This window comes from Xanthomonas sp. D-99 (assembly GCF_017746145.1).
Lineage (GTDB): Bacteria > Pseudomonadota > Gammaproteobacteria > Xanthomonadales > Xanthomonadaceae > Xanthomonas > Xanthomonas cissicola.
This window is the reverse complement of record NZ_JAGHWU010000016.1, coordinates 202531-219303: the sequence shown is the minus strand read 5'-3', so window position 1 is coordinate 219303 and position 16773 is coordinate 202531. Positions and strand designations below refer to the sequence as shown.

General features: G+C 66.1%; 11 protein-coding genes and 1 pseudogene. 4 read left to right on the top strand and 8 right to left on the bottom strand.

Features of this window, described 5'->3' with window-relative positions; all coding sequences use genetic code 11:
- The 3 genes from J7360_RS08040 to J7360_RS08030 form a co-directional block, all read right to left on the bottom strand.
- Positions 1-1779, bottom strand: a complete 1779-nt coding sequence (locus J7360_RS08040; RefSeq protein WP_081027540.1) for a S8 family peptidase — start codon at positions 1777-1779, stop codon at positions 1-3.
- Between the two features lie 855 nt (positions 1780-2634).
- Complete coding sequence (locus tag J7360_RS08035; protein ID WP_209033624.1) at positions 2635-5016, bottom strand: TonB-dependent receptor; 2382 nt, start codon at positions 5014-5016, stop codon at positions 2635-2637.
- A 390-nt stretch (positions 5017-5406) separates the two neighbouring features.
- The gene (locus J7360_RS08030; protein WP_057659925.1) at positions 5407-7470 is read right to left on the bottom strand and encodes a TonB-dependent receptor; all 2064 of its coding nucleotides are present in this window, start codon (positions 7468-7470) and stop codon (positions 5407-5409) included.
- Between the two features lie 162 nt (positions 7471-7632).
- On the opposite strand from J7360_RS08030, the gene J7360_RS08025 reads away from it, so the two are divergent.
- The gene (locus J7360_RS08025) at positions 7633-8049 is read left to right on the top strand and encodes a MerC domain-containing protein (protein WP_057659922.1); all 417 of its coding nucleotides are present in this window, start codon (positions 7633-7635) and stop codon (positions 8047-8049) included.
- Positions 8050-8344: 295 nt separating this feature from the next.
- A complete protein-coding gene (locus tag J7360_RS08020) occupies positions 8345-8527 on the top strand; it encodes a 30S ribosomal protein THX (RefSeq protein WP_008571876.1) in 183 nt (60 codons plus the stop codon).
- A gap of 125 nt (positions 8528-8652) precedes the next feature.
- Here the strand turns inward: J7360_RS08020 and J7360_RS08015 are convergent, their stop codons facing one another.
- The 5 genes and pseudogenes from J7360_RS08015 to J7360_RS07995 all read right to left on the bottom strand — a co-directional run bounded on the left by J7360_RS08015 (position 8653) and on the right by J7360_RS07995 (position 14668).
- Entirely contained in the window at positions 8653-9693 is a 1041-nt protein-coding gene (locus J7360_RS08015; RefSeq protein WP_017158554.1) for a zinc-dependent alcohol dehydrogenase family protein, read from the bottom strand.
- 72 nt (positions 9694-9765) lie between these two features.
- Positions 9766-11150 (bottom strand): annotated as a pseudogene (locus J7360_RS08010) (chloride channel protein).
- 177 nt (positions 11151-11327) lie between these two features.
- Complete coding sequence (locus J7360_RS08005) at positions 11328-12626, bottom strand: ectonucleotide pyrophosphatase/phosphodiesterase (RefSeq protein ID WP_057659917.1); 1299 nt, start codon at positions 12624-12626, stop codon at positions 11328-11330.
- A gap of 36 nt (positions 12627-12662) precedes the next feature.
- On the bottom strand, positions 12663-13208 hold the full coding sequence (locus J7360_RS08000; protein ID WP_057659916.1) for a methylated-DNA--[protein]-cysteine S-methyltransferase: 546 nt from the start codon (positions 13206-13208) through the stop codon (positions 12663-12665).
- Positions 13205-14668: a DNA-3-methyladenine glycosylase 2 gene (locus J7360_RS07995; protein WP_057659914.1), complete on the bottom strand. Its 1464-nt coding sequence runs from the start codon at positions 14666-14668 to the stop codon at positions 13205-13207. The genes J7360_RS08000 and J7360_RS07995 overlap by 4 nt, the downstream gene beginning before the upstream one ends.
- A gap of 147 nt (positions 14669-14815) precedes the next feature.
- Here J7360_RS07995 and J7360_RS07990 point away from each other — a divergent pair, with 147 nt between their 5' ends.
- Complete coding sequence (locus tag J7360_RS07990; protein ID WP_209033622.1) at positions 14816-16042, top strand: hypothetical protein; 1227 nt, start codon at positions 14816-14818, stop codon at positions 16040-16042.
- A gap of 75 nt (positions 16043-16117) precedes the next feature.
- Entirely contained in the window at positions 16118-16372 is a 255-nt protein-coding gene (locus tag J7360_RS07985; RefSeq protein ID WP_057659909.1) for a hypothetical protein, read from the top strand.
- Positions 16373-16773: the final 401 nt, after the last annotated feature.

The following is a 16773-nucleotide window of genomic DNA, read 5'->3' as shown; positions in this document are numbered from 1 at the left end:
TCAGTGCCCCACGATGCGAAGTTTGAAAGCGTTGAGTGCGACAGTGCTCCTGGGGTCGCTCATGTCGGTGACTTCCAGAGTCCAGATGCCGCGCGATTTTTCGTCCAGGAACGCATTGCTGGAGGTCAGGTCGATGTAGAACCCCGTCTGCGCATAAGCAGCCGGATCCAGGACGGAAAACGGCGTGGCGACCACGCTGCGCGTCCCGCTCGGCGACACCAGCACCACACGCAGGTTGGACGGCGTCTTGTGCGCCGACTGCAGCGACAGCTGCACCGCTTCCACCTTCATTGCCTGCTGCACCCGGATGCGCAGCTTGCCCGGTCGCGCCGGGCCACCGATCTGGCTGGCCACGTCGGTGGAGCTGACCCACTGGGTGTCGCGCATGGGCGGCAGCGGCGTGAAATAGCGCGCCTTGTAGACCGCGGCCGCGGCATCGGCCAGGCCGAAACCGTACCAGTTGCTGAAACGGTGCCCGGCTGCGTTGGTGATCCAACCCGGATCGATCACGCTGCCCTGGTAGACCACCCGCGGCTGGTACGGATCGATCTGGCGCGCGGTGGTCGCAAGAATATATTTGACGTCGCGTGCGCTCAGGCTCGTATTGGCACTGAGGATCAACGCAGCCACGCCAGACACGGTGGGCGCTGCAGCCGAGGTGCCATTCATGATCGCGTTGTAGTTGCACGACGCATCGATCTTCGAGTTGCTGCCATCCAATGCGTTGTAGACCACGTCGGGAGCTTCGACGTTCTCGCCCGCTGCGCAGCCGCTGAGATCGGTGGTGACGATCGCCGGGTCGTAGGCATAAGGCGCCGGATCCGGGGCAAAGGTCGACGCTGCGTTGGGATAGAACTTGCGTTGAAAGCCGAACTCGCCACCAAGGCCGGAGACCCACAACGCAGAGCCTGTGGACGAATACGAGGCATGGGTGCCCTTTGCATTCAGACTGGCCACGACGATGGTCCCGGGCAGATTTGCCAACGGGTCGATGTTGGCCAGCGAGCAGCCGACTTTCAATTCACGCGATTGTGCGCTGCAGATATTGACGGGGTTTCCGTTCTCGTCGGGCGCAAGGAACCGCTGGAAGCTATTGCCTGCAGATTTGACATAAATGCCGCCAAGGCCTCCACGTGTCGACCCCATCAATGCTTGCCAGGTGCGCTGGTCTTCCAGAGGAAAATCCAAATAGAACGGGGCAGCCGCCCCCCAGCTGTTGTTGAAGACATCGATATTGCGCGCCTCCGGACCATCGCCCCATGCATACCGGACGCTGGCACCAGTATTCGAAGAATCGCGTGCAAGAAAGTCGAATCCTGCCAGTTGCACTTCTGGCGCCACGCCGCGTCCGCCGCGGCCATTCCAACCCACCGCACCGATGATGCCGGCGACGGACGTGCCGTGACCGTTGCGCGGGTCGATCGGCGTGGTGTCGTGCGAGCCGTCGCCGAAATTGTGCGACCCGTTCGGCAGGATGTTGTCTGCCAGATCTTCATGGCCCAATTCGAGCCCAGTGTCTATTACGCCGACCCGCACGCCGCGTCCGCGAATGCCCAGGGCATGCAGGATGTCGACATCCATGTCCACGCCGGCGACCGGACGGCTGTCGCCGATCACGGCCTGCCCCTGATTGGAGAGATGCCACTGGTACCGCAGCAACGGGTCGTTGCCATTGGCCTTGGCCGTGGCGCTGGTAGTGGCCGGGGTGGTGGCAGCCGCTGCCTGCGCGGCAGCAAGTACCGACAGTGGTGTGCTGCCGGCGAGGAGGGCAACGATCAACAGCGCGAGAGGTCGCCTGCGAAAAGAGTTCATTCCGTCTGATTCCAGTCAAAGGGTGGGCGCCGTCGAAGTGACACAGTCCTCCGTCAGGCCAACCGCGCGATCGGCCCTTGCAACTGCTCCACTCCACGAAAGCTCGCGCCTGTGAAGCCGGTGTTGGTGGAGCCGGAAGGAGGAATGCGAGTGAAGGAACCGGCAGATGCCAGCCGGGTCCGGAAAGCCCCTCAGCCAACGTAACCTGCAAGCGGAGTTGCACCGCAGGCAGTCAGATGCCACGTGTCGATGCCCGGGGTGCGACATCGATGCAAAGAAGCAGCGACAAGCGCCATGTGCGTTTATCCCAGTTGAGTCACAAAAGCGCATTTGCGCCGATGCAAAGCTGCTGTCAGGTCCTGCGTCGGCTCCCCTGTGCGTGTCGACGCAGCCGATGTTGTCGATGCGTCTGCACCAACAACGCCTGGATTACAAAGGGGGACAGCATTGCCTGCAAGGCATGCACACGGCGAGATATTCGTGACACATCGCGCAATTTACGACGGGCGTGTCGGGTGATGCGTTGCATGCGAAGTTCTGCCGACGAAATTTGCAGAAAAACTTGGCGGGGGCGGTCATTTCGATCGAAATAAGCGATCACGATGCGTCGTTGTGCTTCGCATGCGAGCTGTTCGCCTCCGCCCCGTCATCACCGGGTTGCAGCGGCCGTCGCGCGTGGGAAAACGCATGGGTGCCGCAACGCCTGGCAACGCCGGTTTTGGTCCGGGCATGCCAGCGTCGCGAGACTGCGCATCGAGGCATGCGCTAGCGAGGTCCCGCGCAGCAGTCTCCGCTGCTGCGCGGCTCAGGTGTGGCGGCGGACTACCAGCGGTACGCCACCGAGAGTTGGTACTGCCGCCCGGCGATGGGGCGGCCCATGAAGACACCACCGGTGGCTGCGCCAGGCACGCGCACGTTGCCTTCGGTCAGGCCCAGCGTGTCGGTGACGTTGCTGCCGCTGGCCGTCACTTCCCAATGTTCGCCCACATGCAGGTTGGCGCCGATGTCCAGCATGTCGTACGCGGGCAGGCGCTGGCTGTTGGCCAGGTCTGCAAAGCGCTCGCCGATGTACGAATAGGTGGCAAACACCTTGAGGTCGCCGAACGGCAGCATCCAGTAATAGCTGGGCGTGATGCGGAACTGGCGCTTGGGTTGGCGCATCACCCGGTTGCCGGTGAACTCGCGATAGTTGCGATATTTCGCATCCAGCCATACCCCGGTGCCAGCCAGCTCGAACCCGCCGAACGGCCGGATCGCACCCTCCACTTCCAGGCCACGTGCGCGCGAATCGCCCACAGCGGTGAAGTTCTCGCCATTGGCCAGGAATGCCTGGAACGGCGAGTTCTTGAAGGTGTTGTAGAACGCGGTGAGATACAGGTCGTAGACGCTTGTGCCGGACTTCAAACCCAGCTCGTATTGATCCACATCCTGCACGCGGTTCTGCCCATCGCGCAGGTTGTCGAAGCCGGGAAACTTCACCCCGGAGTTGACCCGCGCAAACAGGCTGTTGTTCTGGTCCAGCGTGAAGTTCAGGCCAGCTGTCCACGAGAACGCTTCATCGTCCTGATCGATGCGCCGGGTGGTCGCCAATGCCAGCGAGGTGGCGTTGTCGTACAACGTGGCCGGGTTGCCATCCAGATCCACGGTCGTGGTGTCGTGCACATCGCCGGTGACGCTCTGGCGCTCGTAGCGTGCGCCCAGGTCCAGGCGCAGGCGTTCGCTCAGCTCCCATTCGTCGGCCACGAAGGCGGCGATGTTTTCGCCGTCGTACTTGGCGCGCAGGTTCAAGAACGCGGTACTGGTGAACCCCTGGCGCGTGGCCTGGCGGCCATCGTCCAACGTTACATCGATGCGGCGTGCGTTGTTTTGCGCGGTGAGCAGCATGGTGTTGCCCAGGTACCAGGTATCGGCAGACGAATACTTGGCGTAGTACGCGCCCACGGTGAGCGTATTGCCGGCAAACAGCTCGCGGCTCAGACGCAGGTCGTTGGTAAAGGAATTCAGGCGCTTGTCCACCGACCACCAACCGGCTTCGAGCACCTGCTGGTTCGGATCCACCGTACCCCCGCCATTGGTGTAGCTGGCGCTGCCGCCGCTGCCGTAACCGGCAATGAAATCGCCCAGGCGCTGTGGCGCATCGCCGGTAAAGAGCGCGTAGGTCGGCGCGCTGCCGCTGATCACGTTGAAGCGGTCGGCAACGGTCCAGCCGCCGCTTTCCCAGTTCCATTCGCCGCCGAACACGTCGATGTTGACGCCGCGCCCGTCGGCCAGATCGCGCCGCAACGTCTGGCCATCGGGCCCGACCAACAGCTCCACATTGCGGAAGTCGCGGCCGAGCAGGGTGCCGGTCTGCGCGTTCAAGCCGGGGAAACTGGAAAGATCGTTGCCGTTGTTGCGCGAGAGCAACGGAATCGCGGTGTAGAACGCGTTGTTATCGTCGGTGTGGCGTGCGTAGAACGACAGCTCGCCGCTGTCCCAGCGCTTGCTCAACGTGGCGCTGAACTGGCCGCCCTTGTCGGCGGAGAACTGCGGGTCGCGCACGCCGTCGGTTTTGCGAAAAAAGCCGCCCACGCTGTAGTACCAACCATTGCCCATCGGCCCGCTGTTGAACACATCGATGCGGCGCAAGGCGTTGTTGCCGCCGGTCAGGCGCACGCTGCCTTCGGGTTCGTCCTGGCCTTTTTTCTGGATGAAATTGACGGTCAGGCCGGACTGGCCGTTGGAGAAGATCGGACTGGAGCCGCCGCGCAGCACTTCCATGCGTTCGACAGTGTCATCGACACGGAACAGCGTGGAATTCTCCAGGAACGACAAGGTCGGCGGTGGAAACAGCGGTGAGCCATCCAGTTGCATGGTCACGAACGGCGCATCGCCTTCCGATGGCATGCCGCGCACGAAGATGTTGGCACCGGTGCCGCCACCGCTGGGCTCTGCCCACACGCCGGGCACGATCTTGAGCAGGTCGGCGGTGCTTTGCGGCACCGCCTGCTGAATCTGTTCCGGGCTGGCCGTGGTGATCGAAAAGCTGGCATCGCGCTTGGCCAGGCCCTTGAAGCGCGCGGTGCCGCTGACGATGACCGCATCCAGCGTCGTGGCCTCTTGATTGGCTGCTGCGGGCGTGGCGGTTTGCGTGCGGCCATCGGGTGCCAACAGCGCGGCAGCGACGGCGAGCGAGAGGGTGTAGCGGGGCGATGAAAAACGCATGCGCAAGGCTCCTTGTGTAGGTGCGAGAACGCTGCCGAGCCATGCGGCGGTGTGCAGGCATCGGCAGCCAGTGCACGCGCGCGCCCGCGCTATTGCGTCGCGTGCGCCCCCTGTCAGCGCAGTGCTAATGAAGTTTTAACCCCAGATGCGCCGCAGCCTGTTGTGCGACGCAGCAGCATGCGGCAGCGTTTTCTGTTGGGAACACGGCGGTACTTGCTTGCAGCGCGACGGTGCCCCCGTCCTGTGCGCCATGCAGCTCCGCACGATGGCGAACGCGACTGCAGCCCCGGTGCAGCGCGCTGCCGTATGCGCCGACCGGTCGGCAACGCCCATAAAAAAGGCCGCCCGAAGGCGGCCTTCCTTCCAGTCAGCAGGGGAGAGAGTCTGCTGTCAGAAGAACAGGCGCACGCCGAACGAGGCGCTGCGGCCAGGAAGCATCACATCGTCCTTGAGGAAGGAGGTGTGCACGCGTGCGTCCTGGTTGGTGAGGTTATTGCCGTCCAGGAACACTTCCCACGCCGTGCTGCCATGGTCCACGTGATACGCCAGGTGTGCATCGACGAAGGTGTAGCCGTCGGTCGGCGTTTCGTTCACTGCCACCTTGTCCTGCTTCATGGTGCGTGTGGCACCGACCGATGCGCGCCACTGCTGCGCATCCCAGCGCAGCTGCGCACCGAAGCGGCCCGGCGCGATCCGCGGCAGGTTGCCGCCATCGTTCAGGCGCGCACGTACGGTATCGCCGAACACGCGCAGGTCCCACGCACCGTTCTGGTTGTTGGCCAGGTGGAAGGTGGCCTCGCCTTCGAAACCGTGGAAGATCGCGTCGGCCTGCGTCCACTGGCGAATCGGCAGGAAGTCGTTGTCTTCTTCGTTGAACCACTGGCCGCCGGTGTCGACGATGTAGATGAAGTCGTTGTAGCGGTTGTAGTACGCCGCCACCTTGGCATCCACCCATGTGTTCTGGAAATTCAATCCCAGCTCGGCCTGGTTGGCCTTCTCGGTCTTCAGATCGGCGCCGCCGATCTCGAAGGCCAGGGTGGCGATGTGCGGGCCGTTGGCGAACAGTTCTTCCTCGGCCGGCGCGCGTTCGGCGTGGTCCAGGTTGGCGGTCAGGCGCCACTGCTCGTTGAAGCGGAAACCGCCGCTGGCCGAGAAGCTGGTCGGCGTGAAATCGCGGTCCACGCCGATATCGGTCTGGTACTTGACCTTGTCCACGCGCGCGCCGACTTCGGCGGTGACGCGCTCCCAACTGTTGCGTGCGACGGCGAAGGCGCCGAGCGAGCGGGTATCGGTCTTGGGCACGAAGGATTCTTCGCCGATCGCCTGGAAGGTGCTGTCGCTGCCCTGCAGGCCGAATGCGGTCTGCCAGCCGCTGCCAAACGTGAACGAGGCTTCCACGCGGCCTTCGTTGGCCCGCTTGGTGAACACGGTGCCGACTTCGGCGCCTTCGAATTCGGTATGCGCGTAATCGGTATGGCCGAAGCTGTAGCGCAGTGCGCTGCCGTCGCCCCACGGATCGGTCAGCCCGCCCTTGAGGTCGTAGCGGTCCTGCTGCAGTTTCAGCGACACGCCGCGCTCGCCGATGGACGGGTCGCCCGGTTCGCCCGGGTTGCCGTAGTTGTCGCGGAAACGCGATGCCGACAGGCCGACAAAACCCCAGTCGCCGGACAGCGATGCACCGATCGAGCCCACCTTGGAATCGATCCAGCTGTTGAGCTGGCGGCCCTTCGGCGTGTCGTAGTCGTTCTGGTTGCGATACACACCATCGGCATGGATCGACAGGCCGCTGCCATTACCGGCATCGACGCGGAACATGTCGGTGTTGCCGTCCTTGTCGCCGCCGTCGAAGCGCGCTTCGGCGCGCCCGCTGAAGCCGTCCACGGGAGTCTCGGCGATGCGCCCATCGACCACGTTGACCACGCCGCCGATGGCGCCGGAGCCGTACAACAGGGTGGACGGACCCTTCAGCACTTCGATTTGGTTGGCCAGGAACGGCTCGATCGCCGGGGAATGGTCCTGGCTGACGGTGGACACGTCCTGGGTGGACAGGCCGTCGCGCAGCACTGCAACGCGCGGGCCGTCCAGGCCGCGGATGATCGGACGGCCCACGCCGGGCCCGAAGTTGGAGCTCTGCACGCCCGGCAGGCTGGCCACGGTTTCGCCCAGGCTGGAACTGCGCACCTCGTCCAGGCGCTCGCCGGCCAGCACTTCCACCGGGCGGCTCAATTCACCGGCCGCATCGCGCAACGGGCTGGCGGTGACCACCACCTTGTCCAGATCCTTGATATGGCGCCCACTGGAGGGGCTGGCATCGTGGCGGGTGTCCGAATTGGGCGGGGTCTGCCCATCGGCAGCGACCGGAGCGTCCTCGGCCATGGCCAGGGCAGGGGTCAGCAGGCTGGCCAGGGCCAGCGAGAGCGCGGAACGGTGGAACGAGGGTGCAAATGGGGGCATGGTGGGCCGGACTCTGTAATTGTTACTGTGTATCAGTGGTAAGGCGCAGCTTGCCTGCTGCGCCGGCGGCGAGCCCGCATGGCTGCGCGATGCACTGATGCGGGGCTGGAACAGTAAGATGTTATATTATTCCACGTCGCCGCGAGTACCCTGCTGGACGTCATGCCTCTACCATCCCTTCGCCATCTTCTTGACCGCTTCGGCGCAACCGGCTCGCTGCTGTGCGCCGTGCACTGTGCGGTATTGCCACTGGTGCTGGCGCTGGCACCGTCGCTGGGCCTGTCGGTCTGGCTGGGCGACGGGGTGGAACGGGCCATCGTGGTGTTCGTGACGCTGCTGGGCCTGTTCAGCCTGGTGCTGGGGTATCGCCGGCATAAAGCGCTGCATGCGCTGGCGTTGCTGCTGCCCGGTCTGGGGTTGCTGTGGCTGGGCCTGCTGTACGACCCGCTCCATCATTCGGTGGTGCCGCATGCGGTGGTGATGACGCTGGGTGGCGCCCTGGTCGGTATCGCCCACCTGGTCAATCTGCGCCTGAATCACGGGCATGGGCATGTGCACGACGCCAGCTGCGCGCACTAAGCACCGCTACCGCTGCAGCGATGGCCCTTGGGCCGAGGGCTGCACGCAGAATCGAGACCTGCCGTTCGTCCATTCGGGCCGCTCTACGGCGTTCGCCTGATCACAGCGCGGCGCGCACAACGCACGCGGTGCGCCGCAGGCAGCCAGCTCGGCAGGGCGGCCAGGCGCTGCCCAGCTACGCGCGCCGGGGGCCGCCGTGATAGGCTTGTCGGCCTTGCGCGAGGGCGCCGCCGGTGAAACCTCGCCAGACCTGTGCCAGCACGGGAATTTGTATTCACATTCAGGAGTCGACGAAATGGGTAAGGGTGACCGTAAGACCGCCAAGGGCAAGCGCTACAACGCCAGCTACGGCAATTCGCGTTCGCACGCGGTGAGCAAGGTTGTCGTGGGTGCAGCTGCCCCGGTTGCCAAGAAGGGCGTGGTCAAGGCCCCGGCCAAGAAGGCCGTCGCCAAGAAGACTGTCGCCAAGGCCGGCTGATCCCAGCCAGCTTCGCGACACCAGAACGCGGCGCTTGCGCCGCGTTTTTCGTTTTGCAGGCGGTCGTTACGCTCCCGGCCCATCAACGTGCGCCCATATGCGCAGGATGCCGGCGGCGATCTGCGCTAGAAGCGATCAATGACGCTGATGCCGAGGTCGCGCATGGCGTCCATGCCGGTCAGCACCGCAATGGCCTCGTCCAGGTCCACCCGTTTGCCGATGAGCCGTTGTGGTGCGATCTTCCCGGCCTGGATCATCTCCAACATCGCATCGTACCGCCACGCCTGCATCCCGTGGCTGCCGTAGATCTCCAGTTCGTGGCCGATCACCTGCGCCATCGGGATCCTGGGCGTGGCGTGTTCGCCCAGCATCAGTCCCACCTGGACATGACGGCCGCGCCGCCGCAGGTTGCTGATGGAGTTGAAACAGGTCGCGGGGCTGCCGAGCGCATCGATGGAAACATGCGCGCCGCCCTTGGTGATCTCGCGAATCGCCTCCACCGTGTCGGCCGCTTTCGACGCGTTGACCGTTGCGACCGCGCCGCATTCAACGGCGAACGCCAGCTTGTCGTCGAAGATGTCCACTGCAATCACCTGCGCCCCCAGTGCCGCTGCGATCATCACTGCCGAAAGCCCGACGCCGCCGCAGCCATGTACCACGACCCATTCGCCAGGGCCGGTTCTGGCCTGATCGACCACGGCCCGAAACGAGGTGGCAAACCGGCATCCCAGGCTTGCCGCCGTCGCACTGTCGATGCTGTCCGGCAGTCTAACCAGATTCGTTTCGGCAAAGTCGATCGCGACATATTCGGCGAACGATCCCCATGCGGTGAAGCCGGGCTGGAACTGGTTCGAGCACACTTGCTGATGGCCGCCGTGGCACTGCGCACAGCGCCCGCACCCGGACACGAAGGGCACGGTGACCCTGGTGCCGATCGCAAAGCCCGAGATGTGTTTTCCCAAGGCGACCACTTCGCCGGCGAACTCATGTCCCGGCACGTGCGGCAATGCAATGTCCGGATCGTGCCCCATCCAGCCGTGCCAATCGCTGCGGCAGATGCCAGTGGCCGCCACTTTGATCACCACCCCGTCATCGGTTGGCGTCGGGTCCGGGAGCTGCAGAATTTTCGGAACATGTTCGAAACGCTCGAACTGCATTGCACGCATACATAACCTCAGGAAGCAGCACAACGAAGAGGGGATCTACCGCGCTGCACCGCTGGCGAGCGTTGCGGCAGCTTAGGTTCGTGGCGAGGCGTCGTCCTGGCTGCTGTTTCCGGCCAATGTCTGGGACTGCGACGTTGACGCATGCTCTGCAGCGGGCGCCGGCACCGGCAGCAATTGCTCGGCCAAGCCACGATAGATCGGCGTCTTGCAGACCAGCCCGGAGACTGCGCGCGCGATCAGCACGGTGGCCAGGATCGGCAGCAGCATCTGGCCGGTGTCGGTGAGTTCCAGCGAAATCACCGCCGAGGTCAGCGGCGCCTGGGTCACGCCGGTGAGATAGGCGCACATGCCCAACAGCACGAAGGTGCGCGGGTCCACGCTGGGCATCAGCACCGAGAGGTTGTGGCCGATGCCGGCACCCACTGCCAGCGCCGGCGAAAACAGTCCGCCCGGAATGCCGGCCAGATACGAGACCAGGTTGGCGATTAGTTTCATCAAGCCGAACTCGTGGCCGACCACCGCATGCCCCTGCACCAGGCTGCGCGCCTGTTCGTAGCCGTGCCGAAGGCGCCTTGCCCGAACACCAGCGCCAGCCCGACCAGGGCAACGCCGCACAACGCGGCCAGCAGCACCGGATGCCGTTGGCGCAGCGCGCCCAACCAGCGCGGTTTGCCGCTGACGCTGGCCAGCACCATCCGCGCGAAAAGGCCGCCAAGTAACCCGGCCACGCTGCCGCACAAGGCGATCGCCAGCCAGGCCTGGCCCAACGGCAAGGCCACCGCCACTTTGCCGAAATAGGTGTAGTTGCCCAGCAGGCCTAATGACACCACTCCGCCGACGATCACCGCGGTGAGCAAGGTGCCGGAAAAGCGGTGCTCGAAACGCCCGCTCAGTTCTTCGATCGCAAACACCACGCCCGCCAGCGGGGTGTTGAACGCAGCCGCGATGCCGGCGGCGCCGCCGGCGAGCAGAAAATGCGAGAGCTCGCGTGGGTCGCGAAAACCGAACCAGCGCCCGAACACATGCATCAGGCTGGCGCCGACATGCACGGTGGGTCCTTCGCGTCCCACCGATGCGCCGCCGAGCAGCGACAAGGTGGTCAGCGCGAGCTTGCCAACCGATACGCGCAACGAGAGGTTGCTGTCGCGAAACGCCGGGTCCGGGTGCTCCAGCGCGGCGATCACCTGCGGGATGCCGCTGCCGCGCGTGGGCCGCAGCGCACCGGAGGTGAGCCAAGCGAGCAGGGCGAAGATGCCCGGCGTCAGCAGCAATGCCCACCAGATCGAGTGTGCGGTAATGCGTTGAAAGAGATGAAAAGCCGCGTCGCTGGCCTTGGCGAACACGATCGCCACCAGCGCCACCGCAATGGCGCCGCCCCACAGCGCAGCGCGACGACGCCAGCCTTCGCTGGACAACAGCGGCCGCGAGCGATGCGGCGGGGGATTGGAACCGGACATTGCGTCATTGTCGCACTGCCGGGCCGCAGCGGTGTCTACAGCGATCCGCATTTTTGCGCGCTCGCCAACACGCGCTGCGCGGTGGCGAGGTGGAGCGGGATCTTCCCTGCGTGCGCATTGTCGGCGTTGATGCGGCCCGCTTACGCACCGCGGCGGCGTTGCGGATGCCGGTCGCGATTACCGGGCGTCGGCTGCCGGCGGCATGCGCAGGGCCGGCAGCAAGGTTGCCGGGTTGCCATCGTTGGGTGCGGCCGCAATCCCCAGCAGCCGGATCATCAGCGCATAGACATCCACGTTGTCGAAGCCTGGCAGTGTCTTGCCCTGCGCCAGATCCGGGCCTTGCGCCAGGAACACCGCGCGCATCGACGGCAATGCCGGATCGAAACCGTGCGAGCCACGCATGCCTTGCCGCGCGCGCTTGGCAAGCTTGTCCGGGAAGAGCGCATCCCAGCCTTCGTGCATTTGGCAGACGATCGACGGAATGCGCGGGTGGCTGCCGTACTGCCAGCGTGCCGGCAGCTCGGCCTTGCGCCAGCAGTCGTAGTGGTCGTGCGCGCCAAGCACGCTGGCCTCGGCAGCGGCCTGTTGCCCGGGCAGTGGCTCCAAACCGATCACCTGGCCATCGGTGATTGCGGTGGCGATCTGCGGCGGCGCGATGTCTTCCACGCTGATCGCATGCCCTGGCGCCACCTCGGCCATGCCATGGTCGGAGACCACGATGATGTTGGTGCGCGCACGCGTGCCATCGCGTTGCATGCCTGTCAGCAGCCGGCCGATGGCCGCATCCACCGCGCGCACGGCGTCGGCGTATTCGCGCGATTCCGGGCCGTGGTCGTGGCCGGCTTCGTCCACGTGTTCGAAGTACAGCGTGACCAGGCGATTGCGCTGGGCACCGTCGGTTTTTAGCCAGCCCCGCACTGCGTCCACGCGCGTGTCCAGGCGCACGCCTTTTTGGTAATGGCGCCATTGCGACGGGCGCACGCCCTTGATCGCCGCCTCGCTGCCTGGCCACGACCAGGTGGCCGCATGCTGGCCCGATTTTTCTACGCCCACCCACACCGGTTCGCCGCCCCACCAGCGCGCATCGCCCACCGCGTCGGACTTGCTCAACCAGAATCTCCCAAGCGTCGGGTCGCGCATGCTGTTGTGCACGATGCCGTGGTGGTCCGGGCGCAGCCCAGTGACCAGGGTGTAGTGATTGGGGAAGGTCAGCGACGGATACGAGGGCGTCATCCAGCGCGCACGTACGCCTTCGCGTGCCAGTTGCGACAGGTTCGGCGTGATGCCGCGATCGAGCATGTCCGCGCGCAGGCCGTCGATGGAGATCAGCAGCAATGCGTGCGGGATGCTGGCCGATGCGGTAGTCGCCGCTGCAGTCGGCAACTGCGTGGGCGCGCTGCGCGCAGATGGGGGGCTGCTACAGGCCGCAAGCAAGGCAAGCGCCGCTGCGGCAACTCCAAAACGTCGGTCGATCATGGCGTAAGTTTACGGCGCAGCGATGACTCCGCGAAGTCAGCCAGTGCGCGCTGCCGAGGCAGGTGCGAACAGATCGTCGGCGCGCGCGGCGCTGCGCGGCGACCAGCCTTCCAGCTGCAACAACGCCTGCTTGGTCGGCAGGCCGCCGCCGAAGCCGGTCAACGCACCATTGGCGCCGATCACGCGATGGCAGGGCAGCACGATCGGCAGCGGGTTGCGTCCGTTGGCAGCGCCCACCGCGCGACTGGCGGCCGGCTTGCCGACTGCCTGCGCTAGTTGCGCATAACTCCAGGTCTGCCCGAACGGAATCTGCGCCAGCGTGCGCCAGACCATCAGCTGAAACGGTGTGCCGACTGGCGCCAGCGGCAGATCGAAACTGCGTCGCCCGCCATGCAGGTAATCGAGCAATTGTTCGCGTGCTTGTCGCACCAGCGGCGCATCGGGGGCGCGCAACCAGCGCGCACGGCCGATGGCGTCGTAGCGGTTCTGCGCAAACAGGATGTGGTGCACGCCGGTGTCGTCGGCGGCCACGCTGAGCGCGCCGATCGGCGAGGGAAAGGTGTCGTAGTGCAGTGTGCTCATGCGCGGGTGTCCTTGCGGTCGTTGGCCAGATGCCACAGGTGCAGCACGGCGTAGGCGCGCCACGGTCGCCATGCCTGCGAACGGGCGTCGGTGGCGCGTTCGCTCAGGCGCTCGGGTGCGCCGAGCACCTGCTGCAGGATCAAATCGCCAGCAGGGAACGCATCCGGATGCGACAACGCGCGCATGGCCACGTAATGCGCGGTCCATGGGCCGATCCCTGGCAAGGCGGTGAAGGCGGCGATGAAGTCGGGCAGGCGCTGTCCGGCGCCGAAGTGCAGCCGGCCTTGCGCGCAGGCCGATGCCAGCGCACGCAGCGTGGCGGCACGCGCACGCGGCAGCCCGAGCTGTTCCAGCGGCGCGTCGGCCAACTGTTCGGGCGTGGGGAAACTGCGATCCAGTCCGGGGGGCATGTCGGCATGCTGGCCGCCGTGGCGGTCGACCAGCCGCGCTGCCAGCGTTGCCGCGCCGGCCACGCTGATCTGCTGCCCCAGTACCGCACGCACCGCCACTTCGAAGCCGTCCCAGCCACCGGGCACGCGCAGGCCGGGTCGGCGTGCGATTGCCTCGGCCAGCAGGGGTTCCGGCGCGAGCGTGGCGTGCACGGCCTGCAGGTCTGCATCCAGATCGAACAGCCGGCGCACGCGCCGCACGATCTGCGGAACCTGGCGCGGGTCGGTGGCGCCGATGCGCAGCAGCAGTTCCGGGCGCTGCGGTGCCGCGCTGACCTCGATCACGCTGGCCTTGCCCGGCGCGCCGATCACGCGCCGGTAACCGTTGGCGTCGACCTGCTCGATGCCCGGAATCGCGCGGCGCTGCAGGAAGGCCAGCATCGCCGGCAGATCCAGCGGCGGGCGATAGCCCAGGCGCAATGTCAGTTCGCCGCCCGGCACCTCGGCACGCTGCTTGCGCAGTGCAGAGGGCGGCATGCCGCAGCCCTGCAGGAAGGCCGCATTGAAGCGGCGCAGGCTGTTGAAGCCGGCTGCGAGCGCGACCTCGGTGACCGGCAGGGCGGTTTCGGTCAGCAGTTGCTTGGCCAGCAGCAGCCGATGCGTGCCGTGCACCTGGATCGGCGTGGCACCCAGCTGCTGCACGAATTGCCGCTGCAGCTGGCGCGCGCTCACGCCCACCGCATCGGCCAGCGTCTGCACCGGCTGCGCCTGCAGCGCGCCGTCGGCAATCATCGCCAGCGCACGCTGCACGCTTTCTTCGCCAAGATGCTGCTGCGCCTGCGGCGACAGCTCCGGCCGGCAGCGCAGACATGGCCGGTAGCCGGCGGCGCTGGCCGCCGCGGCAGTGGGGTAGTAACTGATATTGGACGGATTCGGCGGCGGCGCCGGACACACCGGGCGGCAATAGATGCCGGTGCTGCGCACGGCGGTGAAAAACAGCCCGTCGAAGCGTGCATCGCGTGCCAGCCGGGCGCGGTCGCATTGGGTTCGGTCGGGCGTTGCGGTCTGCATGTCGCCAGTCTATGCGCTCGCACCAGCGCCGGCTGGCCGTTTTCGGACGCGGTTGCGGCGGGCCTGCGCGTTCATGGCCGGGTCAACCCATCGATCCATTCAGCCATAGACTGCGGGTGATCTCCGTCGCGCGCAGTGCCCCACATCATGCTGAAATCGGTTTGTCTGTCCCTTGCCTGCTTGCTCCTGCTGGCCGCCTGCGATCGTTCGGCGACCTCGGCCGATGCAGCAGTTGCGCAGCAGGGTGGTGCAGGGCAGGCCGGCGATGGCGATCACATGGTGTCGGTGGATACGCCCGAACCGGTACCGCCGCCGCGCCCGCGCACGCAGGCAGGCGAGGCAAGCTGGCCGCAGGCGGAACTGGAATCGGGCCAGGCCTGGATCAGCTGCGCGACCGATTACAGCCGCGAGGCCGGCGACGGCACGTTACTGGCGGCCCTGGACCGGGCCAGCGTGGAAGCGGTGCTGGCGCCGTGTCGCGAGACCGGGCTGGTGCGGGTGCGCTACGCCGGCAAGATCAACGCAGGTTTTGCGGCGCTGGTGTGGCGTCTGGCCTCGGTCGCGGAGCAGTGGAAGTTGCCGCATCGCATCCTGGACCTGGATTCCAGTGGCGGGCAGGTGGAGGCGGCAATCCGCGCCGGCTACACCATCGGGGAATCCAACTGGACCATCTGGGTGCGCGAAGGCTCGATCTGCCACAGCGCCTGCGTGTTCGTGCTGGCGGCCGGCGACAACCGCCTGGTCGCCGGCAAGGTCGGCATTCACCGCATGATGCGGATCAGCTCCAAGGCCACCTCGCGCGCCGAGCTCAATCGCGAACTGCGCGAGGTCTACGGCAACGTCAAGGATTACCTGGAGCGCAACGGCGTGGCGGTGGCGGTGGCCGACCTGATGATGACCGTGCCCAACCGTAGCCTGCGCCTGCTCAGCATGGAAGAGCTGCGCGAATACGGGCTGGATGGCACCAACGCGGTGCAGGACGACCTGGAACGCATCCGCCAGATGCGCAAGTGCGGCGATGCCTTCGTACGCCGCAAGGACGCGTTTCTGGTCGCCTTCGACCAGAAGTGCAAGGGCGAGGGCGCAGACCTGGACGCGGTCAATGCCTGCGGCCTGGCCTTGAAGCAGCGCTTCGGCTTTCCGGATGCCGCCTGCCCGGAAGAAAGCCCGCTGGCCGAAACCGATGTCGCGGCGCTGCCGGCCAGCCAGCCGGCCGAGACGCAGACGGGTGAGGCGCAGACCGGCCAAGCGCAGAACGACCAAGTCCAGCGCGACGCCGCAGGTGCGGCAACACCTGCAGCCGAACCAGACGCCGCGCCTGCGCAGGATGCGGCCCAGGCCGGCTCGCCGTCCGCGCTGCACCCCGACGGCTGAGCGCAGCGACCGGCTTCACGCGTATCGCACTGGGCGCTGCCTATCGTCGCTGCATCACAACCGAGCCGGTGACGTATGCGAGGCAAGACCAAGGGTGTGTTACTGGCATATCTCCCGTCGGCCCTGCTGGTGCTGGTCGGCTTCGGCGTGGCCGAGTTGCTGCGCCTGGCCGCTGCCGCCATGCACGAACAATGGCCGGCGACGCTGGCGACCTGGCTGAGTCTGGCGGCGCTGATTGCCGCGATCGCGCGTGCCTTCTGGGTCAGTTGGCGTCTGTGGCGGCCGCGTGGCGTGGCGGCCGTGCCGCCGGCCTCCGGGGGCGAGGCCTAGATCGCGCAGACAACGGCGATGGGACTTCAAAAGGGGGGGGCTGTTCGCGACTGGCCCCTGATGACTCCAAGACATTGCCGCACGCATCGCACCCAGCCGATGCTGCCATCTGCAGCATGCCTGCCACTTCAAACAGAAGGACGAAAACGCCGCTGCCAGACGGATGACGTCCAATGCGCGCGGCCGTCGGCCGTGGCCAGAGGTCTCTGCTCGCCGCTTGCGTGCTCGAGATATGCGTTGTCCCCAAGGCCCGCGTCAGCGCCTGCCTTGCTGCCTTCAGTGCGGTCTCCGGACCTGCACCCGAGACTTGTGTTGCGCACGAGGCGTCCCAGAGCGTGTTATGTACGTTGAGGTGATGCGAAGCGTCCTGTGGCGCGTGGAGGCAAGGCGCGCAGCGCGGT